Annotated in this window: 26 protein-coding genes; 20 read left to right on the top strand and 6 right to left on the bottom strand. The window is 62.7% G+C overall.

Translation table 11 applies throughout. The features are described 5' to 3' along the window. Positions 1–66: 66 nt before the first annotated feature. Complete coding sequence (locus FCU66_RS31510; RefSeq protein ID WP_095090869.1) at positions 67–369, bottom strand: accessory factor UbiK family protein; 303 nt, start codon at positions 367–369, stop codon at positions 67–69. 168 nt (positions 370–537) lie between these two features. Here FCU66_RS31510 and lgt point away from each other — a divergent pair, with 168 nt between their 5' ends. From lgt to FCU66_RS31480, 6 genes are all read left to right on the top strand, one after another. Beyond that, on the top strand, positions 538–1,392 hold the full coding sequence (lgt, locus tag FCU66_RS31505; RefSeq protein ID WP_136615965.1) for a prolipoprotein diacylglyceryl transferase: 855 nt from the start codon (positions 538–540) through the stop codon (positions 1,390–1,392). Further along, entirely contained in the window at positions 1,389–2,477 is a 1,089-nt protein-coding gene (locus tag FCU66_RS31500; protein ID WP_136615964.1) for a class I SAM-dependent methyltransferase, read from the top strand. The genes lgt and FCU66_RS31500 overlap by 4 nt, the downstream gene beginning before the upstream one ends. A 118-nt stretch (positions 2,478–2,595) precedes the next feature. Further along, on the top strand, positions 2,596–3,390 hold the full coding sequence (gene pgeF / locus FCU66_RS31495) for a peptidoglycan editing factor PgeF (RefSeq protein WP_136615963.1): 795 nt from the start codon (positions 2,596–2,598) through the stop codon (positions 3,388–3,390). Continuing rightward, positions 3,390–4,541, top strand: coding sequence for a M24 family metallopeptidase (locus FCU66_RS31490; protein WP_136615962.1), 1,152 nt, complete (start codon positions 3,390–3,392; stop codon positions 4,539–4,541). The genes pgeF and FCU66_RS31490 overlap by 1 nt, the downstream gene beginning before the upstream one ends. Before the next feature lie 43 nt (positions 4,542–4,584). Then, positions 4,585–5,211 (top strand): hypothetical protein, encoded by a 627-nt coding sequence (locus FCU66_RS31485; protein WP_136615961.1) that lies wholly within the window; start codon positions 4,585–4,587, stop codon positions 5,209–5,211. Between the two features lie 155 nt (positions 5,212–5,366). Then, the gene (locus FCU66_RS31480) at positions 5,367–6,302 is read left to right on the top strand and encodes a ribose-phosphate pyrophosphokinase (protein WP_015316090.1); all 936 of its coding nucleotides are present in this window, start codon (positions 5,367–5,369) and stop codon (positions 6,300–6,302) included. A gap of 12 nt (positions 6,303–6,314) precedes the next feature. On the opposite strand, the gene FCU66_RS31475 is transcribed toward FCU66_RS31480, so the two are convergent. Then, on the bottom strand, positions 6,315–7,199 hold the full coding sequence (locus FCU66_RS31475; RefSeq protein WP_109659781.1) for an AraC family transcriptional regulator: 885 nt from the start codon (positions 7,197–7,199) through the stop codon (positions 6,315–6,317). 154 nt (positions 7,200–7,353) lie between these two features. On the opposite strand from FCU66_RS31475, the gene FCU66_RS31470 reads away from it, so the two are divergent. The 3 genes from FCU66_RS31470 (at position 7,354) to FCU66_RS31460 (ending at position 10,481) form a co-directional block, all read left to right on the top strand. Beyond that, positions 7,354–8,598 carry an MFS transporter gene (locus FCU66_RS31470; protein ID WP_136615960.1) on the top strand — a complete coding sequence of 415 codons (1,245 nt, stop codon included), beginning with the start codon at positions 7,354–7,356 and terminating at the stop codon, positions 8,596–8,598. 131 nt (positions 8,599–8,729) lie between these two features. Beyond that, a complete protein-coding gene (locus tag FCU66_RS31465; protein WP_136615959.1) occupies positions 8,730–9,479 on the top strand; it encodes an SDR family oxidoreductase in 750 nt (249 codons plus the stop codon). Positions 9,480–9,566: 87 nt separating this feature from the next. Further along, positions 9,567–10,481 (top strand): alpha/beta fold hydrolase, encoded by a 915-nt coding sequence (locus FCU66_RS31460; RefSeq protein ID WP_136615958.1) that lies wholly within the window; start codon positions 9,567–9,569, stop codon positions 10,479–10,481. A gap of 79 nt (positions 10,482–10,560) precedes the next feature. Here the strand turns inward: FCU66_RS31460 and FCU66_RS31455 are convergent, their stop codons facing one another. Continuing rightward, positions 10,561–11,403 (bottom strand): alpha/beta fold hydrolase, encoded by an 843-nt coding sequence (locus tag FCU66_RS31455; protein WP_136615957.1) that lies wholly within the window; start codon positions 11,401–11,403, stop codon positions 10,561–10,563. Between the two features lie 149 nt (positions 11,404–11,552). On the opposite strand from FCU66_RS31455, the gene FCU66_RS31450 reads away from it, so the two are divergent. Beyond that, complete coding sequence (locus tag FCU66_RS31450) at positions 11,553–11,981, top strand: MarR family winged helix-turn-helix transcriptional regulator (protein ID WP_136615956.1); 429 nt, start codon at positions 11,553–11,555, stop codon at positions 11,979–11,981. Positions 11,982–12,080: 99 nt separating this feature from the next. Here FCU66_RS31450 and FCU66_RS31445 read toward each other — a convergent pair whose 3' ends face one another. Further along, positions 12,081–14,087: a putative bifunctional diguanylate cyclase/phosphodiesterase gene (locus tag FCU66_RS31445; protein WP_136615955.1), complete on the bottom strand. Its 2,007-nt coding sequence runs from the start codon at positions 14,085–14,087 to the stop codon at positions 12,081–12,083. A gap of 290 nt (positions 14,088–14,377) precedes the next feature. On the opposite strand from FCU66_RS31445, the gene FCU66_RS31440 reads away from it, so the two are divergent. The 5 genes from FCU66_RS31440 (at position 14,378) to ychF (ending at position 19,002) form a co-directional block, all read left to right on the top strand. Further along, positions 14,378–15,412, top strand: a complete 1,035-nt coding sequence (locus FCU66_RS31440) for a class I SAM-dependent methyltransferase (protein WP_136615954.1) — start codon at positions 14,378–14,380, stop codon at positions 15,410–15,412. A 197-nt stretch (positions 15,413–15,609) separates the two neighbouring features. Further along, positions 15,610–16,251, top strand: coding sequence for a 50S ribosomal protein L25/general stress protein Ctc (locus tag FCU66_RS31435; protein WP_056595667.1), 642 nt, complete (start codon positions 15,610–15,612; stop codon positions 16,249–16,251). Between the two features lie 23 nt (positions 16,252–16,274). Further along, positions 16,275–17,000: an aminoacyl-tRNA hydrolase gene (pth, locus tag FCU66_RS31430; protein WP_136615953.1), complete on the top strand. Its 726-nt coding sequence runs from the start codon at positions 16,275–16,277 to the stop codon at positions 16,998–17,000. A 26-nt stretch (positions 17,001–17,026) separates the two neighbouring features. Further along, on the top strand, positions 17,027–17,779 hold the full coding sequence (locus FCU66_RS31425; protein ID WP_136615952.1) for a tetratricopeptide repeat protein: 753 nt from the start codon (positions 17,027–17,029) through the stop codon (positions 17,777–17,779). A 119-nt stretch (positions 17,780–17,898) separates the two neighbouring features. Then, positions 17,899–19,002, top strand: a complete 1,104-nt coding sequence (gene ychF, locus FCU66_RS31420; RefSeq protein ID WP_136615951.1) for a redox-regulated ATPase YchF — start codon at positions 17,899–17,901, stop codon at positions 19,000–19,002. A 66-nt stretch (positions 19,003–19,068) separates the two neighbouring features. Here the strand turns inward: ychF and guaD are convergent, their stop codons facing one another. Then, the gene (gene guaD / locus FCU66_RS31415; protein WP_136615950.1) at positions 19,069–20,433 is read right to left on the bottom strand and encodes a guanine deaminase; all 1,365 of its coding nucleotides are present in this window, start codon (positions 20,431–20,433) and stop codon (positions 19,069–19,071) included. 193 nt (positions 20,434–20,626) lie between these two features. Here guaD and FCU66_RS31410 point away from each other — a divergent pair, with 193 nt between their 5' ends. From FCU66_RS31410 to FCU66_RS31390, 5 genes are all read left to right on the top strand, one after another. Then, positions 20,627–21,907, top strand: coding sequence for a solute carrier family 23 protein (locus tag FCU66_RS31410; RefSeq protein ID WP_136615949.1), 1,281 nt, complete (start codon positions 20,627–20,629; stop codon positions 21,905–21,907). A gap of 13 nt (positions 21,908–21,920) precedes the next feature. After that, entirely contained in the window at positions 21,921–22,622 is a 702-nt protein-coding gene (locus FCU66_RS31405; protein WP_246094110.1) for an HAD family hydrolase, read from the top strand. Between the two features lie 191 nt (positions 22,623–22,813). Continuing rightward, complete coding sequence (gene corA / locus FCU66_RS31400) at positions 22,814–23,788, top strand: magnesium/cobalt transporter CorA (protein ID WP_136615948.1); 975 nt, start codon at positions 22,814–22,816, stop codon at positions 23,786–23,788. A 127-nt stretch (positions 23,789–23,915) separates the two neighbouring features. Continuing rightward, positions 23,916–24,392, top strand: coding sequence for a MaoC family dehydratase (locus tag FCU66_RS31395; protein ID WP_136615947.1), 477 nt, complete (start codon positions 23,916–23,918; stop codon positions 24,390–24,392). Next, a complete protein-coding gene (locus tag FCU66_RS31390) occupies positions 24,389–24,859 on the top strand; it encodes a MaoC family dehydratase (protein WP_136615946.1) in 471 nt (156 codons plus the stop codon). The genes FCU66_RS31395 and FCU66_RS31390 overlap by 4 nt, the downstream gene beginning before the upstream one ends. A gap of 165 nt (positions 24,860–25,024) precedes the next feature. On the opposite strand, the gene FCU66_RS31385 is transcribed toward FCU66_RS31390, so the two are convergent. Continuing rightward, positions 25,025–25,570: an adenine phosphoribosyltransferase gene (locus FCU66_RS31385; RefSeq protein WP_136615945.1), complete on the bottom strand. Its 546-nt coding sequence runs from the start codon at positions 25,568–25,570 to the stop codon at positions 25,025–25,027. Positions 25,571–25,574 lie beyond the last annotated feature (4 nt).

Raw genomic sequence — 25,574 nt, 5'->3', positions numbered from 1 at the left:
CAATGCCGTTAAGCGATTCACGGCAAAGCGCTTTTCAGGATCGGGCTATGTGGAAAAGTTTAACGATTATTTTTTTGCGCGGGGCTTGGCCGCCGCCGCCGGTGCGGCCTGCCCGGTCAATTCCGCAAGCTTCGCCTCGAGCGCCTCGATACGCTCGGCAAGGCGGGTGTTTTCTTCCCGGGCCTTGGCGGCCATCTCGCGTGCCGCTTCGAACTCTTCGCGCTGCACCACGTCCATGGTGTTGAGAATGCGTTCGGCCTGCCCCTTGAAGGCGGTCTCCACCTCACGGCGCACGCCCTGGGCGGCGCCGGCGGCATCGGTCATCAGCTTGGCGAATTCATCGAGAATGCGGTTCGGTCCGGTCGACATGGCAAATCCTCGCGCTTGCTCAGATGACGTAGTGGCGCTGCGCGCGGAATGCAAGAACGTTGAAGCCTGCTGCGGCATCAAGTCGGGAGCGTTCCACCTTGCCTTGACCCTGCCAAAACCCTGCCGCATGGTCCGCGCCCAAACGCGATCGCAACCGAGAGTTCCCCGTTGAACGAATATTTCCTGCTGCCGCTGGCCTCATTGCCCTTCCCCAACATCAACCCGATCCTCATCCAGATCGGGCCGCTGGCCGTGCACTGGTATGGTGTCGGCTACATCGTCGGCATCCTGTTCGCCTGGTGGTATGCCAAGCGGCTTGCCGCCAATGCCAGGCTGTGGCCGAACGGCGTCCTGCCGATGAAGCCGGAGGACCTCGACGATTTCATCGTCTGGGCGGCCATCGGCGTCGTGCTGGGCGGCCGCACCGGCTATGTGCTGTTTTACGACCTGCCGCGCTACATCGCGCACCCGCGCGACATCTTCGCGGTCTGGCAAGGCGGCATGTCGTTCCATGGCGGCCTGCTCGGCGTCATCCTGGCCATGACGCTGTTCTCCATCAAGCGCGGCATCCGCACCTGGTCGCTGTTTGACGTCGTGGCGGCCGGCGTGCCGGTCGGCCTTGGCCTGGTGCGCGTCGCCAATTTCATCAATTCCGAGCTGTGGGGCCGGCCAACCGACGTGCCCTGGGCGTTCGAATTCCCCAATGGCGGGCCGTTTGCCCGTCATCCGAGCCAGCTCTACGAGGCGCTGCTCGAGGGCGTCGTGCTGTTCCTCGTGCTGCGCTTCCTCACCCATTCGCGCCTCAAGCTGAAGACGCCGCGCTTCGTCGGCGGCGCCTTCATCTGCGGCTATGGCCTGTCGCGCATCTTCGTCGAGTTCTTCCGCGAGCCCGACCAGCAGCTCGGCTATCTTCTCGGCACCAACTGGCTGACCATGGGCATGATCCTGTCGTCGCCGATGGTGCTGGCCGGTATCTGGGCGATGCTGACCGCCAAGCCGGTGGCACAGCCACAGCCGGCATGACACGGCTGAAAACCCGCATCGTCGACCTGATCGAGGCACTGGGGGCGCTTCCCGTCAACGAATACATGGCGCTGTGCCTGTTCGACCCGCAGGACGGCTACTACACGACGCGCGAGCCCTTTGGTGCGGCCGGCGACTTCATCACCGCGCCCGAGATCAGCCAGATGTTCGGCGAACTGGTCGCCGTGTGGCTCTACCAGGCTTGGGCAGCGAGCGGCCGGCCGCTGCCGGTTACCATCGCCGAGATCGGCCCCGGTCGCGGCACGCTGATGAAGGACATGCTGCGCACGCTGTCGCGGCTTGATCCTGATCTGACCAACGGCGCCACCTTCGCCATGATCGAGACCAGCCCGCGCCTGACAGAGGTGCAGCAACAGACGCTTGGCGTCACACCTTTCGCGGTTCGTTGGCACGAAACCATCGAGACCTTGGCGCAACAACCGCTGTTCATCATCGGCAACGAATTGTTCGACGCCGTGCCCGTCCGCCAGTTCATCCGCGCCGGCGCAGGCTGGCGCGAGCGTATGGTTGGCCTCGATGACACCAACGAGCTGCGCTTCTTCGCCGGCGCCGGCTCGGTTGACCCGACACTGTTACCCGCCGAAGCCGCGGACGCCCCGCAAGGCGCTATCGTCGAAGTGGCACCTGCCCGCACCGCACTCATGGCCGCCATCGCCGAGCGCATATCCAGGCATGGCGGCGCCGGCCTGTTCCTCGATTATGGGCATCTCCAGCCGGGTATCGGCGACACGCTGCAGGCTTTGCGCAGCCACAATCACGAAGATGTGCTGGCCAATCCCGGCGAGGCCGACCTGACCACCCATGTCGATTTCGCCGCCCTTGCCGCAATCGTGCGTGCGCATGGCCTCGACGCCCATCTGTCGACGCAGGGCGACTTTCTGCTCGGCATGGGCATTCTCGAACGCGCCGGCCGGCTCGGCGCTGGTGCCGACCAGGCGGCTCGCGACAAGATCACTGAGGCCGTCGAACGCCTTGCCGGGCCGCAAGCCATGGGCGATCTTTTCAAGGTGCTTGCCATGCTGCCGCGCGGCGTGGCCGTTCGGCCGTTTGCCACAGCGGATTGACTTTTCACTGCCGGCCCTCCCAATCTCCCGTCCGGCAAGAGCACGGTGCCACCCGCCGCTGCATTTTGCACCCGGACTTTTTCTTGACGAAACCGCCCACACGGACAACAACGCCCGCATGTTGAATCAGACCAAACCGGATCCCGTTCGGTCGCCGCTGCTGGACAAAGCGCAGGCACAAGGCATCCGCCACGGCTATTTCACCCGCATCGGCGGTGTCTCCAGCGGCATCTATCAGGGCCTCAACATCGGCACCGGATCGGACGACGACCAGGCGCTGGTGGCCGAGAACCGCGCCCGCGTCGCCGCCTGGATGGGCGTGCCCGCAAGCCATCTGTTGACTGCCTGGCAGATCCATTCGCCCGACGTCATCATCGCTAGCGAACCCTTTGCCGGCGAACGGCCCAAGGCAGACGCCATCGTCACCGATCGGCCAGGCATCGCCATCGGCGCCTCGACTGCCGATTGCGGTCCGGTGCTGTTCGCGGATGCTGAGGCGCGCATCATCGGCGCCGCGCATGCCGGCTGGAAAGGCGCTTTCACCGGTGTGCTCGAGAACACCATCCTCGCCATGGAAAGCCTCGGCGCCCGGCGCGAAAACATCGTCGCCGTGCTCGGCCCCTCGATCGGCCCTGATAACTATGAGGTCGGGCCGGAATTCGTCGCCCGCTTCGTCGAGGCCGACGCCGAAAACATCGGCTATTTCGCGCCCTCCGCCAAAGCCGGCCATGCCACGTTCGACCTCAACCGCTACACGGTCGACCGGCTGGCCAAGGCCGGCGTGACGGCCGAGGGCCTCGGCCGCTGCACCTATGCCGAGGAAGATCTGTTTTACTCCTACCGGCGCACCACGCACCGCAAGGAACCCGATTACGGCCGGCAGGTTTCGGCAATCGTTTTGGAGAGGGAATAATGGCGCTGCATTTTGAACGATCGGAATTTGACGCGCGGCGCGACCGGCTGATGATCGAGATGGCCGAGAAGAAGCTCGATGCCATCCTGCTGTTCGCGCAGGAAAGCATGTACTGGCTGACCGGCTACGACACGTTCGGCTTCTGCTTCTTCCAGTGCCTGGTGGTGAAGGCCGACGGTTCGATGGTGTTGCTCACCCGCTCGGCCGATCTGCGCCAGGCGCGCCAGACCTCGATCATCGACAACATCGTTCTGTGGACCGACCGCAACGGCGCCAATCCGGCGGTCGACCTGCGCAATCTGCTCAACGAGCTCGACCTGCTCGGCGCCCGCATCGGCGTCGAATACGACACCCACGGCCTGACCGCCTTCAATGGCCGCCGGCTCGACGAACAGTTGCAGACCTTCGGCCAGATCGCCGATGCGTCCGGCATTGTCGGCCGGCTGCGGCTGTTCAAGAGCCCGGCCGAAATCGCCAAGGCCGAGAAGGCCGCCAATCTCTCCGACGATGCGCTCGACGCGGCCTTGCCGCTGATCAAGCAGGGCGGCGACGAAGCCCTGATCCTCGCCGCCATGCAAGGTGCGGTCTTTGCCGGCGGCGGCGACTATCCGGCCAACGAGTTCATCATCGGCTCCGGTATCGATGCGCTGCTGTGCCGCTACAAGGCCGGCCGCCGCAAGCTCACCAAGAACGACCAGCTGACGCTTGAATGGGCCGGCGTCTTCAACCACTACCATGCGCCGATGATGCGCACGGTGCTGACCGGCAAGGTGTCGAAGCGCCATCAAGAGCTGTTCGACGCCGCCCGCGCCGCCCTTCTGGCCGTCGAGAAGGCGATGATGCCGGGCAACAGCTTCGGCGACGTGTTCGATGCGCACGCCCGCACCATGGAGGCGCACGGCCTGACCAAGCACCGGCTGAACGCCTGCGGCTACTCGGTCGGCGCCCGCTTCACACCGTCTTGGATGGACATGCCGATGTTCTACCAGGGCAACCCGGAACCGATCGCGCCGAACATGACGCTGTTCGCCCACATGATCATCATGGATTCCGACACCGAGACGGCGATGACGCTTGGCCGCACCTACCTGACCACCGAATCCCAGCCCAAGCCGCTGTCCCGCCATGATCTCGACTTGATCGTACAGTGAATCCATAATGGGAGGCGTTCTTCGCCAAGGAGTTAGAAGGCAAATGAGACGATCGCATGTGACGACCGTGTCATTGCTTGTGGCATTGGCTCTTGCCGCCTGCACCAACGCAAAGGACGTTCTCGAACCGTCGGCCATCACGCCGCCGGCAACGTCGAGCCAGACGCTGCCCGCCACGCCAGGCAACACGGCGGCCACGGTTCCGGCGCCGGCCGGCACCATCGCGGGCGCGCCTGCAACCACCACCACCCCGGTCACATCGGCCCAAAGCGCTGCGATACTGTCGAAGACCCGCTTGCAGATCGCGCCGATCGTCGGCGCTTCGGTCGAGGCCGCGACGCCGCTGACGGCGGAGCTGCAGACGCGCGCCAGGCAGCGCGGCATCACGCTCGCCGGCAGCGCCGACCAGACCGCGACCCATGTGCTGAAGGGCTATTTCTCGACCATGTCGGAAGGCACGGACACCACCGTCATCTATGTCTGGGACGTCTATGACCCCTCAGGCAACCGCCTGCACCGCATCAACGGCCAGCAGAAAGCGCCGTCGGTCAAATCCGGCGCCGGCGGGGGCGGCGACAGCTGGAAGACGGTCTCGCCGGCCACCATGCAGGCGATTGCCGACCAGACCATCGACCAATTCGCGGCCTGGCTTGGCGGCAAGGCGGGCTGAAATGTTGCCTGCCGGTGATGGCGCGGAGCTTTCTTGAGTTTAGCCGGCGGATTCCCGATCTCGGCGCTTGCAATACCGGCGCGGGCCGCTAAAAGCCCGGTTAAAGGGCGCAGGCGAGTCCGTCAGGTCTTTCCATCCTCCACCAGGAACCGTGCATGAAACTCTTCGCGGGCAATTCCAACAGGGTGCTGGCCGAAGCGGTCGCCCGGTACCTCAACGTCCCGCTGGGCAAGGCCAGTGTCAGGCGCTTCGCCGATCAGGAAATCTTCGTCGAAATCCAGGAAAACGTGCGCGGCGAGGATGTCTTCATCCTGCAGTCGACCTCGTTCCCGACCAACGATCACCTGATGGAACTGCTCATCATGATCGATGCGTTCATGCGCTCCTCGGCCAAGCGCATCACGGCGGTGATCCCCTATTTCGGCTACGCCAGGCAGGACCGCCGCGCCTCCGGCCGCACGCCGATCTCGGCCAAGCTGGTCGCCAACATGATCACCCGCGCCGGCGTCGACCGCGTTCTGACGCTCGACCTGCATGCCGGCCAGATCCAAGGTTTTTTCGACATCCCGACCGACAATCTGTTCTCCGTGCCGGTCATGGCCCGCGATGTGAAGGCCAAATACAAGCAGCTCGGCAATGTCGTGGTGGTGTCGCCCGACATCGGCGGCGTGGTCCGCGCCCGTGCGCTGGCCAAGCGCTTCGACGCGCAACTGGCCATCGTCGACAAGCGCCGTGAGCGGCCCGGCGAATCGGAAGTCATGAACATCATCGGCGCGGTTGCGGGCAAGGATTGCCTGCTGATCGACGACATCGTCGATTCGGGCGGCACGCTGTGCAATGCCGCCGATGCGCTGCTGGCCAACGGCGCCACCAGCGTCACCGCCTATATCACCCACGGCGTGCTGTCGGGCGGCGCGGTTGCCCGCATCAGCGGCTCGAAGCTGCAGGAACTGGTGATCACCGATTCCATCCAGCCGACCCAGGGCGTGCTCGACGCCCCCAACATCCGCGTCATCTCGATCGCCGACCTGATGGGCGAAGCCATCTCGCGCACGGCGACCGAGGAATCGGTGTCCAGTCTCTTCGACTAGACCGGCCTGCCGTTACGGCGCCGGGCTTTCCAACCGAACCGGGCCGATCAGGCGACGGGCGACTTCCACGCTTTCGCGTGCGCCGCGCATATAGCCGCGCGGCGAGGCGCCCAGCATGCGCTTGAACATGGTGATGAAGGCCGGCACGCTGTCATAGCCGAGATCGAGCGCCACCCTGGTGATCGGCTCGCCGTCGGCGAGCCTGGGCAGCGCCGCGAACAGGCAGGCCTGCTGGCGCCATGTCGACAGCGACAGGCCGGTCTGGCGCTGGAAGGCGCGGGTGAAGGAGCGGCGGCTCATGCCGGCGGCATCGGCCCACTCGTCGATCGTCGCGTGCGGCGACGGTGCCGCGACGAAACGCCGGCATAGCGCCGACAGCCTGGGATCGGACGGGAATGGCAGCCCGAGCGGCCGTTCCGGCAGGGTCGGGATTTCGTGCAGCAGCAGGTTCATGATCAGCCCGCCGCGCCCTTCCAGCTCGCCGCCTTGCGGCAGCTTTTCCGATTCCACGATCAGGCTGTGCATCAGGTCGGTGACGCCGACGACGCGCAAACCTTCGGGCAGCCCGGGGATCGCCTGCGGCATGACATAGACCGAACGCATCGAGACATCGCCCAGCATTTCGACGGAATGCTCGGTGCCGGCTGGAATCCACATCGCGTGATCGGGCGGCACCATCCAGCGCCCGTAGCGCGTCGTCACCAGCACCACACCGACAAGCGCATGCAGCAGCTGGCTGCGGCTGTGGCGGTGTTGCGGCACACGGTAGCCATCCGGATATTCCGTCGGCAGCGCCACCGCCGGCCCGGCCACTTGCTCCAGCCACTGCCAGCGGCTCTCGTGCAACTGACCGAGATTGGCATTGCCGGCGTGAAAGACTTCTTTGCCGTGCGGCATCCTGTATGGCCCACTTGCGAAACTATTGGACCAAACCACGAAAGAAGTCGTGCCGCAAGCGGCTTATAAGGCAACCGTCCCTTAGGCGGCCTTCAGCAGCGTCCGCCAGTTTGCCCTGCGGGCCTGCCCGCCAAAAAGACCACGGAGCCTTACCTTGACCGATACGACAGCCGCCAGCGTCGCCCCACCGGCGAGCGCCAGTCACGCTTCCGCCCAGGCGACGGCCTTCACCGTCATCCTGGCGGTGAGCTTCTGCCACTGCATCAACGACATCATGCAGTCGCTGCTATCGGCCATCTATCCCTTGTTGAAAGAGAATTACGGCCTCGATTTCTGGCAGATCGGCCTCCTGACCTTCACCTTCCAGGTGACCGCATCGCTGCTGCAGCCGGTGATCGGCATGATCACCGACAAGCGGCCGATGCCCTATTCGCTGCCCTACGGCATGGCATCGTCGCTGATCGGCCTGGTCGTGCTCGCCTATGCCGGGCACTATTCGCTGCTCCTGATCGGCGCCTCGCTGATCGGCATCGGCTCGGCGATCTTCCATCCGGAATCCTCGCGCATCGCCCGCTTCGCCTCCGGCGGCCGCTTCGGCCTGGCGCAGTCGCTGTTCCAGGTCGGCGGCAATTTCGGCCAGTCCATGGGACCGCTGCTGGCGGCCTTCATTGTCGTGCCGTTCGGCCAGACCAGCATCTCCTGGTTCACCGTCGGCTCGCTGATCGGCATCATCGTTTTGTGGCAGGTCGGCGGCTGGTACAGCCGGCTGCGTGCCGCGCAGGGCAACCGCAAGACGGCAAGCTTCGTCTCGCCCTTCCCGCGCCGCAAGGTGATGTGGGCATTGGGGGTGCTGACGCTGCTGGTGCTGACCAAGAACGCCTACATCGCCAGCCTCGCCAGCTACTACACCTTCTATTCCATGCATAAGTTCGGGGTTTCGGTGCAGATGAGCCAAGTCATGCTGTTCCTGTTCCTCGGCGCCTCGGCGCTGGGCATCCTGCTCGGCGGCCCGTTCGGCGACCGCTACGGACAGAAGGCGATGATCTGGTTCTCCATCGTCGGCGTGCTGCCCTTCACCCTGGCCCTGCCCTACGCCAACCTCGAATGGACGATGGTGCTGACGGTGCTGATCGGCCTGATCCTGTCGTCTGCCTTCTCCAACATCGTCGTCTTTGCGCAGGAATTGGTGCCGGGACGTGTCGGCATGATCGCCGGCATCTTCTTCGGCTTCGCCTTCGGCATGGGCGGCATCGCTGCTGCCGTGCTCGGCGTCGTCGCCGACATGAAGGGCATCGATTATGTCTTCCAGATCTGCTCGTATCTGCCGCTGCTTGGACTGCTGACCGTGTTCCTGCCGAACATGAAGGAAGCCAGGAAGGCACAGGCGGCGACCAGCTAAAAATCAGCTCATCTTCCGGAATTGATACGAGGGCGCGGCATTTGCTGCGCCCTCTTTGATTCTTTTACCATACGCCTGGGAAAAGCCTGTTAGGAGATCAATGAAGGCTCCGCGCCAGGAAGGCAATCGCCATGTCCAGACTGAAAGGCAAGGCCGCATTGATTACCGGCGGCACCAGCGGCATCGGCCTGGTGACGGCGCGCCGTTTCATCGAGGAAGGCGCGCGCGTCGCCATCACCGGCACCAATGCGGGCCGTCTCGAGGAGGCGCGCGCCGTCCTCGGCAGCGATGTGCTCGTCATTGCCGCCGACGCTGGAGATGCCGCTGCCCAGAGCGACATAGCGCGGCGGATCGAGGAAACCTTCGGCAAGCTCGACGCTCTCTTCCTCAACGCCGGCATCGCCGATCTGCGCCCGCTTGGCGATTGGACCGAAGCGGCGTTCGACAGGAGCATCGATATCGACCTCAAGGGGCCGTATTTCCTGGTCAAGGCGCTCGTCCCGCTGTTTTCGAACCCGTCGTCGATCATCCTCAGCGGTTCGGTCAACGCGCATATGGGAATGGCTGGAACACACGTCTATGCGCTGGCCAAGGCCGGCATGATTTCGCTCGCGCGAACGCTGTCGGGCGAACTGATCGGGCGCGGCATCCGCGCCAATGTGATCAGCCCTGGCCCGATCGACACGCCACTCAACGACAAGCTTGGGCTGGACCCCGAAGCGGCGAAGGCGTGCGCGAAAGCCGTCGTCGGCCTGGTACCTGCCGGCCGTTTCGGAACCGCCGAGGAAATTGCCAATGCGGTGGTGTTTCTCGCCTCCGACGAATGCCCGTTCATGGTCGGTGCGGAAATGCTGATCGATGGCGGCTTGAGCATCGCCTGACAGCACAAAGGCACCCGCCTGACGGCGGCTTGTCAGCCGCGCGCTTTAGACCGTAGGTTTGGTTACTCAATGTCTCTGGAGAATGATATGCGCAAGATCGTGTTGGCCGTGTTGGGTGTGCTTCTTGTTACCTTGCCGGCGACGGCACGCATCGTTGCTTTTCCACCGGGTTTCAAGACGCAGTCCGTCGAAACCAACGGCACCAAACTCTATGTGCGCGTAGGCGGAACGGGTCCCGCCGTCGTGCTGCTGCACGGCTTTGCCGATACCGGAGACATGTGGGGCGCGGCGGCGGCCGCACTTGCGAAGGATCATACCGTCGTCGTACCGGATCTGCGCGGCATGGGTCTGTCCGCTCACCCGGAAGCGGGCTACACCAAGAAGAACCAGGCCGTCGACATCGCCGGGGTGATGGACGCGCTTAAGATCGACAAGGCTGACCTGGTCACGCACGACATTGGCAACATGGTCGGCTATGCGCTTGCCGCGCAATATCCCAAGCGCATCACCAAATGGGTCATCATCGATGCGCCGCTGCCCGGAATCGGCGACTGGGAAAAGATCAAGCAAAGCCCGCTGCTTTGGCACTTCAACTTCCGCGGCCCGGACATGGAGCGGCTGGTCGCGGGTCGCGAGCGCATCTATCTCGACCGCTTCTACAACGAGCTGTCGGCCAACCCCAAGAAGATCGACGAGGCAACGCGCAGGCACTACGCCAAACTCTATGCCCGTCCGCATGCGATGCATGACGCTTTCGAGCAGTTCAAGGCCTTTGACCAGGACGCGATCGACAACCAGGCGATGCTCGCCGCCGGCGGTAAGCTGACGATGCCGGTGCTGGCAGTTGGCGGTGAAAAATCCGCCGGCACCACGCAGGGCGATATCCTGCGGCTTGTTGCCACCGACGTCACGGGCGGCATCGTGCCCGACTCCGGTCACTGGATCATGGAGGAAAACCCCGACGCCACCGTCAAGCTGATCACTGGTTTTCTCGCCAAATAGGCACTGTCCCGTGGACATTTCGATGAAGCACAAAGCACCCGCCTGACGGCGGGTGCTTTGTCTATCCAACTGGACAATTTTAGGCCTTGAAGAAGGCCAAGAGGTCGGCATTGATGACATCGGCATGGGTCGTCGCCATGCCATGCGGAAAACCCTTGTAGACCTTGAGCTCGCCCTTCTTGAGCAGCTTGACCGACAGCAGCGCCGAGTCGGCGATCGGAACGATCTGGTCGTCGTCGCCATGCATGACCAGCACCGGCACGTCGATTGCCTTCAAATCGTCGGTGAAGTCGGTTTCCGAGAAGGCTTTGATGCAATCGTAGTGCGCCTTGGTGCCGCCCATCATGCCCTGGCGCCACCAATTGTCGATGACGCCTTCCGACACTGCCGCGCCCGGACGATTGAAGCCATAGAACGGACCGGCTGGGACATCCCTGTAAAGCTGGGCGCGGTTGGCCGCCACACCGGAACGGAAACCGTCGAACACCTCGATCGGCAGGCCGCCGGGATTGGCCGCGGTCTTGAGCATGATCGGCGGCACCGCGCCAATCAGCACCGCCTTGGCGACACGGCCGCCGGAGCCATACTTCGCGACATAGCGCGCCACTTCGCCGCCGCCCGTCGAATGGCCGACATGGATGGCGCCCTTGAGGTCGAGATGCGCCACAAGTTCCGCCAGATCGGCGGCGTAAGTGTCCATCTCGTTCCCGGTATCCGTCTGGGTCGAGCGGCCATGGCCGCGCCGGTCATGGGCAATGACGCGGTAGCCTTGTGCCAGGAAGAACAGCATCTGGGCATCCCAGTCGTCGCTGCTCAACGGCCAGCCATGATGGAAGACGATGGGCTGGCCGGTTCCCCAATCCTTGTAGAAAATCTCGGTGCCGTCCTTGGTGGTGATCGTGCTGCTGCCGGGCTTGGTCATCTCAATCTCCATTTATTGTTTTTGCGACAATCAATATCGCGATAACAATATGACTAGCGCAGTTCAAAACCTCTGTCTACAAAAAATATATATCGCGATATCGTTTTTCGTGGTACATAATCCGTGATTAATCGGCAAAGGAATGCGTCGTGCCTCTCCCGTTGGACAATCAGCTCTGTTTCACGCTCTACGCCACCAGCATGGCGATCAACCGCACCTACAAGCCGATGCTGGACGAGATGGGGATCACCTATCCGCAATACCTGGTGCTGAACGCACTTGGAGAGGCCGACGGCATGTCGATCGGCACCATCGCCCACAGGCTCGCTCTGGAATCGAGCACCGTCACGCCGCTGGTGAAGCGAATGGAGCAGGCCGGGCTGGTGACCCGCCAGCGCAGCCAGACCGACGAGCGCCAGGTGCAGGTCGACCTGACCCCCGCCGGGCGCGCGCTGCTTGTCCAGTGCAACTGCCTTAACGAGACCTTGATCGAGCGCTCGGGCATGACGCTGGCTGAGCTCGATGCGCTGAACAGACAGATCCAGGCGCTACGCAATGCGTTGACCGGCGACCGGTAGCCACACAGCCCCTGCGTAGCCGCTCGGCCCTGTCATGGGTTGATGGCAATCGGCACTGCCTTGACGGCGGCTAAGCCAAACGTCGGAAAGAGGCCGTCATCATGCGGACTTAAGCACAGCAAATGACCGTTTGCGCATGGTCCGCTTTGCCTGGAAACTAGCGGCGGGAGCGGGACGGCCGACATGAAAGCCCTGGACCTTGTCTATGCCGAATTCGCGCATGAGGGCCATCTGTTCGTCGGTTTCCACCCCTTCGACCAGGATTTTGTGGCCGCGATTTCGAACCAGCGTAATAATGTCCTGGAGCATTGCCTTGCCGTTCGGGGCGCTGCAGTCGTGCAGGAACGAGCGGTCGATCTTCACCGTATCGAAATCGATCAGACGAAGCCACGAAAGGCCCGCGAAACCCGTCCCGAAGTCATCAAGCCATATCTTGATCCCCAGCAGCTTCAGGTCGCTGATGCAGCGAAGGATGTCCGAATGCATCTCCATCTCCAGCCCTTCGGTGATTTCGAAGGCCAGCCTGCTGCCGGCGACGCCGGTCTCGCCCAGAATGGTCGCGACAGACGTTGCGAAACCGGGTGTCTTGAGCTGGATTGGAGAGACGTTGACACTGACGACACGGACGTGATCGTCCGCCAGGAGCTCGGCGCACACTGTCCTTATCGCCCACCGCCCGAGTTCCAGGATAGCGCCGGTTCGTTCCGCGACAGGAATGAACAGGCTCGGCGGAACCGATGTGCCGTCCAGCATTTTGAGGCGCATCAGAGCCTCTACGGCTTCAACCCGGTCCGTTTTGACGTCCTGGATAGGTTGATAGACGAGTGAAACGAGGTTCTGGCCGATAGCGATCTTCAGCAAAGCCGCAATGTTCTCACTCTCGTCGCTGCTTTGCGGATCGGTTGGATCGAACAGCCGGGCACAGTTTCGACCACCGGCCTTTGCAAGGTAGAGCGCGCGATCAGCCTCGTGGATGATCTTCTCCAACTTGGCGCCGGTCTGCGTCCTGGTGAATGCAGCGCCAACGCTCACTGTCACGATCGAGACACCGTCGCGCCGCAGCTCGTGGGTAAGCGCCAGGTTCTCCACCGTGGCGCAAATGGCTTCCGCGATATCCAGGATCTGCTCTTTTTTCTCCATGCGAGCCAGGACAATGAACTCTTCACCGCCGTAGCGCCCGATGGAGCCATTGTATTGCTTGATCATATCGCTGAGGGCATTGGCGACATGGATCAGGCAACGGTCGCCTTCCTGATGGCCGTAGCAGTCGTTGAACTTTTTGAAGAAGTCCACGTCGATGAGGATCGCCCCGAAACTGGTGCCAACCCTTTGCCAGTCACTCCAGTAATCCCGCAGCTTCTCGTCGATCGCCCGCCGGTTCTCCAGACCCGTAAGCGGATCGGTCCGCGACAGTCTCAGCAGGGCCTTGCCGCGTTCGGTCGCCTCATTGTGCTGGATTTTGGCTTCCAGAGCGTTCAGGAAGACGTTGTAGCGCTCCTCATTCAGTTTCCAGTTCACATATGAGGTGAATGTGAAGCAAGAAACGTAGAAAGTTCCAAATACCATTTTGTATGTTAGCGTAGAAGGCACAAAGTAGTTTACAACATACAGTATACACAAAATTATTGCAGAGGTTATTATAGAAACCTTGAAATTGAACGTGAAGAATAGATTGGCGCTCATCATGAAGATGGTGCCGAAAACCATGTAGTAAGAGACACTCTCCTTGTCCGCGCCCAAAACCGCAGGGCACAACCAGCCAACATAGCCAAAGATGATGGCCCCGGCGCAAGTTACGTCAAGCCATTCCGTTGCAACCCCTCGGCGAAGCTGTACTTCCAGGGTCAAAAGCGCGGTCAATCCGACCGCGAAGCGCGCCGTGATCGTATAGGCGGCCACATCTGGGATCAGCAGCAGATCCGTTGCCGAAAACAACAGATAGATGGCAACGGCGATCCAAAGCCCTGGCCTGGCTTCCCCTCTTCGCGTCGCCTGGGCTTCCGTCCGGTAAAGGGTGCGGAGTTCGTCGGTCCCCAGTTCGTCGCGCGGTTCGTACGGTTCCGCATGAGCCGTATCGGCCAATGCAGATGACAGGTGTTCGTTCATCACAGACCCCGTTTGAAAGGGATTTTGTATTCTGAACTCATTTCCAGCTTCTGCCCCCACGCGGGCCGGCTCCTTGGGACGCGACGGCGATTGCGACGCCGGGCAAACAAATGCAATCGCGCAAGACAAGTTTCCGTTAACTCGAACCCGGAATCGGCTCGGAAGCTGTCTAACCAACGAACATGGTTTGCGGGAAATTAATCATAAACCTAAAATGCCGCCGGGCTGACATTGGCAAAGGGAGCATTCTACGCAATAAGTTAACTGACTGTTAACTATGGAGTGATGGCGTGCAGACCGTTCTTGATGGCAAAAGCTTGATTACTGCCGAGATGCTCGCCGGCAGTCTCCCTCGAGGAAAGCTCGAGCATCACGGCGAAGCGTTCGAAACCGCTCGCGCGGAGCTGGCGCTCATTCTCCACGCGACACACCAGCAGGTCGAACAAAGCAAGGACCCCGCCGAGATCGTGCGTCGCCTGCTGGCCTACCTCAACGCGCTGCGTTCCAAGGTTCATCCCGACGTTTGGCAAGCCTTGATACCGGTGGCGCAGAACCACCCGATCCTGGAGTATTTTCTGCAGGATCCGCTCACGCGGTGGTCCTTCAGCAAGCCCAGGGGTTATTCCGGCGACGCGGAGTTGCTCGACTACATCTATTGCGATCCGCATGTGGCCGAGAGCGTGGCAAACGCCTCGGAGGTCGGCAAGGCACTCTATAGCCATACCCAGAACGTCCCGTCGTGCGTCGCTGCACGGGAACGACGCGATCTCTTGACCCGATATGTCGATGAGATTGCGGCCAAGAACGGACCGCAAACCGAGGTCCTGGCGATCGCGGCCGGCCATTTGCGGGAGGCCAATCGCTCGGCCGCCCTAGCGGAAGGCCGTCTCAAGCGTTGGGTTGCACTCGATCAGGACCCCCAGAGCGTTGGATTGATCGCGCGCGACTTCCAGGGCACCGCGATCGAGGCCATCGACGGCTCGGTGCGAACCGTGCTCACGAGGGGCCACAAACTGGGCAAGTTCGACTTCATCTACGCCTCCGGCCTTTACGACTACCTCCAGCACAACGTCGCCGTGAAACTCACGAAAACCTGCCTGCAGATGTTGAAGCCGAACGGGACATTCCTGTTCGCGAACTACGCCGAGGGCAATCCTGACGCCGGCTACCGGGAGACGTTCATGGACTGGGTGTTGCTGCTGCGGTCGGAGGTCGACATGTGGAACATCGTCAATGCCAGCGTCGACCGCAACGCCGTCGAGGCGCAGGTGTTCTTTGGCGAGAACCACAACGTGCTCTATGCCGTCATCGAAAAGCGCGGATAGCACCCGCCTGGGCTGCGCGCCGGCGGGCCTGCCTTTGGCTTGCACCTCCGGCCGCCTTCCGCTATAGAGCCGCCACCCGCGTAGACACCCTTGGAGGCAACGCGGCGGAAGGCCGCCTCACCCGGCGGCTTTCGACGTTTACGGTCCAGGCACTCTGCCAACCGTGAGCGCTCCAGAACAAACCGAAAGGAAATGCCATGAGCCACGACACTTACGAGCTCAAGGCCGAAGCACGCGAACAGGTCGGTAAGGGGTCCGCCCGTGCAGTTCGCCGCAACGGTAAAGTGCCTGCAGTAATTTATGGTGACAAGCAGCCTCCCCTGGCTATCGCGCTCACCTACAAGGACATCTACTACAAGATCCATGGCGGCGGGTTCCTGACCACGATCGCCACGATCGACGTCGACGGCAAGAAGATCCAGGTCCTGCCGAAGGACTTCCAGCTCGACCCGGTCAAGGATTTCCCTGTCCATGTCGACTTCCTGCGCATCGGCAAGGACACTCAGGTCAATGTCGACGTGCCTGTCCACTTCATCAACGAGGACAAGTCGCCCGGCATCAAGCGCGGCGGCGTGCTCAACATCGTGCGTCACGAAGTCGAGTTCCACTGCCCGGCCAATGCGATCCCGGAATTCATCACCGTCGATCTCACCGGCGCCAACATTGGCGACTCGATCCACATCTCGGCGGTTACGCTGCCGGCCGGTGTGAAGCCTGTGATCTCCGACCGCGACTTCACCATCGCGACCATTGCCGGTTCGTCGGCAATGAAGCCGGAGACGGAAGAGACGGCTGAAGTGGCTGCACCTGAAGCGGCTCCTGCCGCCGAAGAGAAGTAACTCTTTCCCGCCCGGAGCAGACGATGCTTGTCTTTGCAGGCCTCGGCAATCCGGGCGCGAAATACGCTGACAATCGCCACAATGTCGGTTTCATGGCGGCGGACGCAATTGCCCGCCGCCATTCCTTTTCGCCCTGGTCGAAGAAATTCCAGGGCCTGATTTCAGAAGGCACGCTCGGCGGCGAAAAGATCGTCCTGATCAAGCCGCAGACCTTCATGAACCTGTCCGGCCAGTCGGTCGGCGAAGCGCTGCGCTTCTACAAGCTCGAGCTTTCCGCACTCACCGTCTTCTATGACGAGATCGACCTTGCCGAAGGCAAGCTGCGCATCAAAACCGGCGGCGGCGCCGGTGGCCACAACGGCATCCGCTCGATCGACGGCCACGTCGGCAACGCCTATCGCCGCGTGCGCATCGGCGTCGGCCATCCCGGCGTCAAGGAAATGGTCCAGCATCATGTGCTCGGCGATTTCGCCAAGGCCGACCGCGAATGGCTCGAACCGCTGCTCGACGCGATCGCCGACAACGCCGCCATGATCGTCAAGGGTGACGACTCCGGCTTCATGAACAAGGCCAGCCTTGCCGTACAGGGCAAGGCTGGCGCGGAACCGGAAAAATCGGCGCCGAAGCAGCCGGCCCCAAAACAGCAAAGTCACGTCCGCCAAGCTCGTCAGCAGCAGCCGGCGGTCAAGCTGCCTGAGACCGGCCCGATGGCCGCGATGCTGAAGAAACTCTTCGGCAACAAGGACTGAAGCGGCCCGCGGCAAGCGAGACTGGTATGGCGGATGAGTCTTCGGATCTGACCGGGCAAGCCAGGCGACTTGGATTGGCGGGAGATTTCGCCGCCGCTCATGCGCTGATCGACCGGGCCATGCGTCTCGCCGGCAGCGATCCCATCGGTCGTGCGACATGCGCCATCGAGCGCGGTCGCTTGTACAACTCCGCCGGACAGCACGATATGGCACGGCCGCTGTTTGACGAGGCATGGCGGCTGGCGCAACAGGCGCGCGCCCACGTGCTGGCGGTCGACGCAGCCCACATGATGGCCATCGTCGGAACGCTCGACGACGCCATCGAATGGACCGCGACCGCCCTTGCCTATATCGGCGAACATCGGGAGGCCGAGGGCTGGCGCGGGCCTTTGCTCAACAATCTCGGCTGGTCCCATTTCGACGCCGGCCGGTTCGAGGATGCATTGCCTGTCTTCGAGCAAGCGGTCGAGGTGCGGCGGTCGCGCGACCAGACACGAGAGTTGCGCATCGCCCGCTACGCCGTCATCAGGACATTGCGCGCGCTCGGCCGCTTCGAGGAAGCCCGCATCCTCGCCGAAGAGGCAGCCGGTGCGGCGGAAGCCGATGGCGATCAGGCGCCTTACATGCACGAAGAGTTGGCCGAGTGCTATGCCGGGATCGGCGACAGAGACCGCGCGCGCGGGAGCGCCCGGCGCGCCCTCGCCGCTCTGGAGAACGATCCCGCCTTTGTCGGCCAGGAACCTGGCCGGCTCGCCAGATTGCGGGAACTGGCGGGCTGAGCGCCGGCCACCGGCTTCGCCTCGACGCGACCACCTGGCCCAGTAGGGGCTTGACGTTGATCACCCCTATCGCCCATAGCCCTGATCAAATTTCGATTTTCCCGATAGGACCGGACAAAATGGGTTTCAAATGCGGCATCGTTGGCTTGCCCAACGTCGGCAAGTCGACGCTTTTCAACGCGTTGACCAGGACGGCTGCGGCGCAGGCCGCCAACTATCCGTTCTGCACCATCGAACCGAACACCGGCGAGGTCGCGGTGCCCGATCCGCGCCTGCAGAAGATCGCGGCGATCGGCAAGTCGAAGGAGATCATCCCGACCCGCATCTCCTTCGTCGACATTGCCGGCCTGGTGCGCGGCGCCTCGAAGGGCGAAGGGCTGGGCAACCAGTTCCTTGCCAACATCCGCGAGGTCGACGCCATCGTGCATGTGCTGCGCTGCTTCGAGGATGACGACATCACCCATGTCGAGGGCCGCATCGACCCTGTTGCCGACGCCGAGACGGTCGAAACCGAGCTGATGCTCGCCGACCTCGACAGCCTCGAGCGCCGCATCGTGCAATTCCGCAAGCGCGCCGGCAGCAAGGACAAGGAAGCGACCGCCGTGCTGCCGATGATGGAGGCCGCACTCGAACTGCTGCAAGCCGGCAAGCCGACCCGCGTCCTGCTCAACGGCATCTCGGCGGAAGACCTGCGCATCCTGCAGGGGCTCAACCTTTTGACCTCGCACCCGGTCCTCTACGTCTGCAACGTCGCCGAAGCCGACGCCGCCACCGGCAACGAGCACACCAAGGCCGTGGAGAAGATGGCTGCGGCGCAAGGCGCCAGCACCGTCGTCATCTCGGCCGCGATCGAGGCCGAAGTCGCCCAGCTCTCGGACGAGGAAGAGATGGAATTCCTGTCCTCGCTCGGCCTCGACGAGCCCGGCCTGAACAAGGTCATCCGCGCCGGCTACGAGCTATTGCACCTCATCACCTATTTCACCGTAGGGCCGAAGGAGACGCGCGCCTGGACCGTGCACAAGGGCGACAAGGCACCGCAGGCGGCTGGCGTCATCCACACCGATTTCGAGCGCGGCTTCATCCGCGCCCAGACCATCGCCTACAACGACTTCGTCACACTGGGCGGCGAAGTGGCGGCCAAGGAAGCCGGCAAGGCGCGCGACGAAGGCAAGGAATATGTCGTCCAGGACGGCGACATCCTGCTGTTCAAGTTCAACACCTGATGTGACGAAGATCACGCCGCCCATGGCGGCGTGATCAGCGGTCTTTCCGGGTGGCCGAGAAACCGGCTATTGCCCAACCACCCTCCGGCCATTCACCCAGACACTGGCGATGTTGGCCCGCGCCGCGTTGAGCACGACCTTCTGGAATATTTCTTCCAATGTATCGTAGACTCTGCTGACGTGGATATTCGAGGCCTTGGCCCGGGTGTCGATCAGCAGCGCGTCGAACTCATAGCCGACGCGAAAACTGCCCGTCGGCAGATCGAGTGCTTCCGCACCGCCGGCAGTGGCCAGCCAGAACGCCTCCTGATGGGTGATGGGTTCGCCGGGCGCACCGCGCACCTCGGCCGGCAGGCCGGCATGGACACCGCTCTGCAGCATCCTTGACGCCGACAGCGCATGCCGGCAGCCGTCGAACAACGACGGGCTGTAGCCTCCCGAAATGTCGGTTCCGAGCCCGATATGCATGTGCCGGTCAAGTGCCGCGCGCAGCGGAAAGGCGGCATTGGCGAAATAGAAATTGGAGAGCGGGCAATGGGCAACGCCCGCGCCCTTCTCCTCTATGAGGTCCATATCCTGCTCATCGATGAAATTCGAATGCGCCAGGATCGTGTGCCGGGTGAGCAGACCGAAACCATCGAGGCTTGCCGCATCGGTTCGGCCGAAGCGCGTCTCGACGAACTGCTTTGCCCAGTCGCTTTCTGAGCAATGCGTCTGCACGTGGCAGCCGAATTCGGTTGCCAGCTCGCCCAGTCCTTGCAACGCCGCATCCGTGCAGCTTGGGATGAAGCGCGGTGTGATCGCCGGCTGGACGAGCGGCCTGTCGCGCGGGTCCAGCGCCTTGACCGCCTCGATGAACCGCCTGGCGTCCGACACCGCGCTTGCCGCATCGGCATCGCGGTAGAAGGGTGGACACTGCTCTGGATCGTCCATCACCACCTTGCCGACAAGCGCGCGCTGCCCCTTCTCAAGACAGGTCTCGGCAAGCACCAGGCTCGCGTCGACATGGACCGTGGCGAAATAGAGCGCCGTGGTGGTTCCGTTGGCCAAAAGGTTGTCGACCAGATCGGTATAGACCTCGCGCGCATAGTTCACATCCGCGAAGCGCGCTTCGAGCGGAAACGTGTATTTCTGCAGCCAGACTTCGAGCGGCACATCCAGCGCCTTGCCCATCTGCGGCCATTGCGGCGCATGGATGTGCAGGTCGATCAGGCCGGGCAGCAGGAACTGTCCATCGGCAAGCTCAACCAGCGTGCCGGCCTGGCGTGCAGCGTTCTGCCTCGCTTCGTACTCCGGATGACCAGGCGTCAGGATCTCCGCGATGCACCCTTGCGCATCGACGCTGAATAGATGGTCCCTCAGCACTTCCAGCCTGCCGCGTTGGGGCGTGTGGAAGGCGGTGCCGAGCAGCGTGAAGGGTTCTGTCGTCATGTTCGGCTCCGGTTCGGCTAACAGTCTGCTTGGCCTACAAAAAAACAGTTGGCAAATGTTGTGGCCGCTGTCCTTCGGCCCCGACTGATCCCATGATCGAGCGGGAATTTCCAGAGGGGCCAGAAGGGGAACAGTACATGGAAAGCGTTGCGCCAGAGATCACATTGATTGCCCAGCCGGATGATCCGTTGCCATGGGGCAAGGCCGCGCACTGCTCGGCCTCCAGCATGTGCTGGCGATGGACGTCTATATCGTGCCGTTCATCATCGCGTCGGTGCTGGCCTTCAGCGTCGGCGATGCCGGCGCCTTCATCCAGTCCGCATTCGTGGCGGCGGGCATCGCCACACTGATCCAGTCGCAGCTTTTGATGCGGCTGCCGGTCGTCCAGGGGCCGTCCTTCGTCCCGATCGGCGCGGTGCTGGCCATCGCGTTCGGCGCGGGCGGCGGCATCGCGGGTCTTTCCGCCGTGGTCGGAGCGCTCATTCCGGGCGCCATACTGGTCATGCTGCTCGGGTCGCCGACAAGGATCTTTCATCGCCTCGTCAACCGCTTCGTACCGCCCATCGTCGGCGGCTCGATCATCATCGTCGTCGGCGTCGCCTTGATGCCGGTGGCGCTCAAGGAGAGCGTGTTCGCGGTCCACGGCACCGCCACCGTCGGCGGCAACATCGTCCTTGCCTTTGTCGCCGCGGCCTTCCTCGTCGGCTGCATGCTGACCGGCATGGCGCTTGGCGCGAAGGGCGCCTGGCTGCGCCTGCTGTCCGTGATCATCGCCCTGGCGGCAGGCAGCGTGGCCGCCGCCTTCATGGGCCAGCTGAACATGGCGGGCGTCGCCGACGCGACATGGTTTTCCATGCCGCGCATCGCCTTCCTCAATCTCGACGTAACGTTCTCGCTGTCGGCGACACTGACGATGCTGATCGTCTACATCGTCGTTCTCGCCGAAACCACCGGCACCTGGTTCGCCGTCGGCGCCGTCATCGACAAGCCGCTTTCGGATGAGCAGCTCGACCGGGGCGCCACCGGTGAAGGCCTCGGCTGCCTGGTCAGCGCGCTGCTGTGCAGCACGCCGGTGACAGGCTACTCGTCCAATGCCGGCATCATTGCCATCACCGGCATTGCCAGCCGCGCCGCCTTTGCCGCGGCCGGCATCTTCCTGGTTCTGTTTGGCCTGATCGGCAAGCTTTCGGCGGTCATCGCCTCGATACCGGGGCCGGTCATCGGCGGTGTTTTCGGCGTACTGTGCGTCGTCATTGCCATGAACGGTTTCCGCGTCGTGCGCGGCACGCCTCTGACCGAGCGGAACATGCTGGTCATCGGCCTGCCGATCCTGATGGCGCTGTTTGCCACGCTGGCGCCTCCGGACTTCGTCAAGACGCTCCCTGACCTCGTGCAGTACATCCTCGGCTCATCGATCGCCTTCGGCGCCGTCTGGGCTATCGTGCTGCATCAGATCCTGCCAAATCCCCGCTAGACGCGCCACGGACATGAGCCGACCACCAGATATCAGGCCCAAAGTGTCGCCTTTGAAGCTGATAATATTTGATTGTGACGGCGTCCTTGTGAACAGCGAGGAGATATATCAGGCAGCCGAGCTTGAATATCTGACGACGGCGGGCATCACGTTCGAACCGAGCGCCTATACACAAGCCTTCATGGGATTATCTCCCGCTATGTGGCAGGCGAAGCTCGAAGCAATCGGCCAGGAGCGAGCCAAGCCGCTCTCTCCGCGCTTTTTTGAACAGCTTGCCGGCTACACCAACGAACGCTTGCGGAAGGATCTGACGGCCTTACCCGACGCGCGGAATGTGATTAGCCGGCTCCCGGCATCGAAATGTGTTGCGTCAAGCACGCCGCTCGCCCGATTGCGTTGGAAACTCGAACACACAGGCCTTGTCGACCTTTTCAATCCTCATATTTTTTCATCGGACATGGTCGTCAACGGAAAGCCGGAACCAGACCTGTTCTTGCACGCGGCGGCTACGATGGGTGCTCATCCAGGGGAGTGCATCGTGGTCGAGGACAGCGTGAACGGCGTCCTGGCGGGCAAGGCAGCGGGTATGCGCGTGATCGGATTTATCGCTGGCAATCATTGCATCGGCACTCATGGCGATGGTCTGTTGCGACATGGCGCGGATGCCCTCGTCGGCGCATACGAGGACTTGGAGGTCACTCTCGCCAGTCTCTAGATTCGATCCATTGACGCGGCTTCCAAGCCGCTAGCGCTGTCTCCCGTCCGATCCGGGCTTGTCTTGATTTTGTCATGTCACGGGTCTAAGCGGCGGATGCACGGGCGGTGCATTGGCCGTACACTCCATGCAATCCGACACGACGCGTCAATCTGAACGCACCCTTTGGCCCCAGCAAGGGAGACCCGGCGATGATCAAAGCTTTCGTCGTGGACAATGACCGCCTGCGCGCCGTCGACGATCTCCTGGCAAACAGCGAGACCATCGTCTGGGCCGACCTGCTCAACCCGACAAAGGAAGAGGAAGCGACGATCGAGAGCTGGCTCGGCGTTGCCATTCCGACGCGCGAGGAGATGGAGGAGATCGAGATTTCGAGCCGCCTCTATGTCGAGGACGGCGCCTATTTCATGACCGCCACCCTGCCCGCCCAGACCGAGGTCGACGATCCCCTGATGTCGCCGGTCACCTTCGTGCTCGCCGGCACCAGGCTGATCACCGTGCGCTACCACGAGCCGAAGGCCTTCAAGACCTTTCCGCAGCGCGCCGAGAAGGTAGCGACCGGCTGCACCAGCGGCGACACCATCCTGATCGGTCTGCTGGAGGCGATCGTCGACCGTCTCGCCGATATCCTCGAGCGCGCCGGCCGCGACATCGAGGCGATTTCGCGCGATATCTTCGAGGCGAGATCGACCAAGGTTTCCAAGCGCAATCGCGACTTCCAGGAACTCCTGAAGGCCATCGGCCGCAAGGAGGACATCGCCTCCTCGATCCGCGACAGCCTGATCTCGCTGCAGCGCCTGGCCGGCTTTTTCGCCCATGCCTCGACCCGCACCAAGATGAGCAAGGACACCAAGGCGCGCATCAAGACGCTGTCGCGCGACGTGCTGTCGCTCGCCGACCACGCCACCTTTCTGTCGCAGAAGATCTCCTTTCTGCTCGACGCGACGCTCGGCATGATCTCGATCGAGCAGAACGCCATCATCAAGATCTTCTCGGTCGCCGCCGTCATCTTCCTGCCGCCGACATTGGTCGCCTCGATCTACGGCATGAATTTCGACGTCATCCCCGAGCTCAAATGGGAGTTGGGCTATCCCTTCGCTATCGCCATGATGGTGCTGTCGGCGATCCTGCCCTTCTGGTATTTCCGCCGCCGCGGCTGGCTCTGATCCGCCCGCCAAAGGCCACGCAGCCGCGACGTGGCGCTATAGAAATCTCTTGACCAAACGCGCCGCGGCCTGCATCCGGAAACCCTGATCCATAGGGATCGCAGGTTCGTGAGCCGGATTTCAGACCATGACTGCAAAGATAAAAACATGGGCCTATGAGGATTTCGTCGAGGGCGCATCGATCGACCTCGGCTCGAAGCTGGTGAGCGCCGCCGAGATCGTCGAATTCGCCACAGAATTCGACCCGCAGCCGATGCATCTCGACGAAGAAGCCGGCAAGGCCAGCATTCTGGGTGGGCTGGCAGCGTCGGGCTGGCACACCTGCGCCATGTTCATGCGCATGCTGTGCGATGCCTTCCTGCTGGACTCCACCTGCCAGGGGGCACCCGGCGTCGATCAGGTCAAATGGAAGAAACCGGTCCTGGCCGGCGACCAGCTCACCGGCACCCTGCTGGTTGTTGCCAAGCGCCTGTCGAAATCGAAGCCGCAACTCGGCTTCGTCACCATGCGCAGCGAGTTGTTCAACCAGCGCGGCGAAAGCGTCTTCGAGCTTGAGAATTCCGTCATGTTCCTCACGCGCGACGCCGCGGGGAGCCGAGCATGACACTGGACGAGTTCTTCCGCATCGGCACCACGGCGACGCTTGGCTCGCACACATTCGAGCCCGAGGCGATCAAGGCCTTCGCCCGCCAATACGACCCGCAAATCTTCCATATCGACGAGGAGGCCGCCAAGAAAAGCGTGCTCGGCGGCCTCTGCGCATCCGGCTGGCATACCGCCGCCACCTGGATGAAACTCAATCTGGAAAACCGCATGGACGCCGAGGTCGCGGCCTGGAGCGGCCCCGGCCCGGTGCCGGAATTCGGCCCCTCGCCCGGCTTCAAGAGCCTGAAATGGCTGAAGCCGGTCTATGCCGGGCAAACCATCACTTTCACACGCACGGCACTGTCGCACCGCCCGATCGCCTCGCGTCCCGGCTGGCGGCTGCTGGCGCTGCGATGTGAGGCTTCCGATTCGACTGGCGACAAGGTGCTGGAGTTCGAGAGCGCCGTGCTGGTGAAGACGGAGTAGCGCCACTTTCCCTTCTCCCCTTGTGGGAGAAGGTGGATCGGCGCGCAGCGCCGAGACGGTTGAGGGGTATTGGAAGAAATGAGGCGTTGGTGTTCGCTGGAACACCCCTCATCCGACGGAGCTTCGCTCGGCCACCTTCTCCAACAAGGGGAGAAGGGAGTAGGCTCAATGCCCCTCAAACCCAATCAACGTCCGGACCGGCACCCCAAGCGCTTCAAGCTTCTCGCGGCCGCCGAGATCCGGCAGGTCGATGACGAAGCAGGCGGCGAGGATGTCGGCGCCGATCTGGCGCAGCAGCTTGACCGCCGCTTCCGCGGTGCCGCCGGTGGCGATCAGATCGTCGACCAGGATCACCTTCTCGCCCGGAGCAACGCCGTCCTTGTGCATCTCCATCTCGTCCAGCCCGTATTCCAGGCTGTAGGCGACTCGCACCGTTTCGAAAGGCAGCTTGCCCTTCTTGCGGATCGGCACGAAACCGGCCGAGAGCTGATGGGCGACGGCGCCGCCAAGGATGAAACCGCGCGCCTCGATGCCGGCGATCTTGTCGATCTTCTGGCCGGCATAGGGATGCACAAGCTCGTCGATGGCGCGGCGAAACGCGCGCGCATTGCCGAGCAGCGTGGTGATGTCGCGAAACAGGATGCCGGGCTTGGGATAGTCCGGAATGGTGCGGATCGCGGCAAGCAGCGTGTCTTCCAGGGAGGATTTCATGGTT

It is taken from the genome of Mesorhizobium norvegicum, assembly GCF_004919685.1.
GTDB classification, from domain to species: domain Bacteria; phylum Pseudomonadota; class Alphaproteobacteria; order Rhizobiales; family Rhizobiaceae; genus Mesorhizobium; species Mesorhizobium norvegicum.
The sequence above is the reverse complement of the archived record's forward strand: the minus strand, read 5'-3'. Positions and strand labels throughout refer to the sequence as shown.

Bases quoted from the DNA above. Each gene is read 5' to 3' on its own strand.
- FCU66_RS31510 (WP_095090869.1), bottom strand. From the start codon at position 369: ATGTCGACCGGACCGAACCGCATTCTCGATGAATTCGCCAAGCTGATG.
- FCU66_RS31500 (WP_136615964.1), top strand. From the start codon at position 1,389: ATGACACGGCTGAAAACCCGCATCGTCGACCTGATCGAGGCACTGGGG.
- pgeF (WP_136615963.1), top strand. From the start codon at position 2,596: ATGTTGAATCAGACCAAACCGGATCCCGTTCGGTCGCCGCTGCTGGAC.
- FCU66_RS31490 (WP_136615962.1), top strand. From the start codon at position 3,390: ATGGCGCTGCATTTTGAACGATCGGAATTTGACGCGCGGCGCGACCGG.
- FCU66_RS31485 (WP_136615961.1), top strand. From the start codon at position 4,585: ATGAGACGATCGCATGTGACGACCGTGTCATTGCTTGTGGCATTGGCT.
- FCU66_RS31480 (WP_015316090.1), top strand. From the start codon at position 5,367: ATGAAACTCTTCGCGGGCAATTCCAACAGGGTGCTGGCCGAAGCGGTC.
- FCU66_RS31475 (WP_109659781.1), bottom strand. From the start codon at position 7,199: ATGCCGCACGGCAAAGAAGTCTTTCACGCCGGCAATGCCAATCTCGGT.
- FCU66_RS31465 (WP_136615959.1), top strand. From the start codon at position 8,730: ATGTCCAGACTGAAAGGCAAGGCCGCATTGATTACCGGCGGCACCAGC.
- FCU66_RS31460 (WP_136615958.1), top strand. From the start codon at position 9,567: ATGCGCAAGATCGTGTTGGCCGTGTTGGGTGTGCTTCTTGTTACCTTG.
- FCU66_RS31455 (WP_136615957.1), bottom strand. From the start codon at position 11,403: ATGACCAAGCCCGGCAGCAGCACGATCACCACCAAGGACGGCACCGAG.
- FCU66_RS31445 (WP_136615955.1), bottom strand. From the start codon at position 14,087: ATGAACGAACACCTGTCATCTGCATTGGCCGATACGGCTCATGCGGAA.
- FCU66_RS31435 (WP_056595667.1), top strand. From the start codon at position 15,610: ATGAGCCACGACACTTACGAGCTCAAGGCCGAAGCACGCGAACAGGTC.
- pth (WP_136615953.1), top strand. From the start codon at position 16,275: ATGCTTGTCTTTGCAGGCCTCGGCAATCCGGGCGCGAAATACGCTGAC.
- FCU66_RS31425 (WP_136615952.1), top strand. From the start codon at position 17,027: ATGGCGGATGAGTCTTCGGATCTGACCGGGCAAGCCAGGCGACTTGGA.
- ychF (WP_136615951.1), top strand. From the start codon at position 17,899: ATGGGTTTCAAATGCGGCATCGTTGGCTTGCCCAACGTCGGCAAGTCG.
- guaD (WP_136615950.1), bottom strand. From the start codon at position 20,433: ATGACGACAGAACCCTTCACGCTGCTCGGCACCGCCTTCCACACGCCC.
- FCU66_RS31410 (WP_136615949.1), top strand. From the start codon at position 20,627: ATGGGGCAAGGCCGCGCACTGCTCGGCCTCCAGCATGTGCTGGCGATG.
- FCU66_RS31405 (WP_246094110.1), top strand. From the start codon at position 21,921: ATGAGCCGACCACCAGATATCAGGCCCAAAGTGTCGCCTTTGAAGCTG.
- corA (WP_136615948.1), top strand. From the start codon at position 22,814: ATGATCAAAGCTTTCGTCGTGGACAATGACCGCCTGCGCGCCGTCGAC.
- FCU66_RS31395 (WP_136615947.1), top strand. From the start codon at position 23,916: ATGACTGCAAAGATAAAAACATGGGCCTATGAGGATTTCGTCGAGGGC.
- FCU66_RS31390 (WP_136615946.1), top strand. From the start codon at position 24,389: ATGACACTGGACGAGTTCTTCCGCATCGGCACCACGGCGACGCTTGGC.
- FCU66_RS31385 (WP_136615945.1), bottom strand. From the start codon at position 25,570: ATGAAATCCTCCCTGGAAGACACGCTGCTTGCCGCGATCCGCACCATT.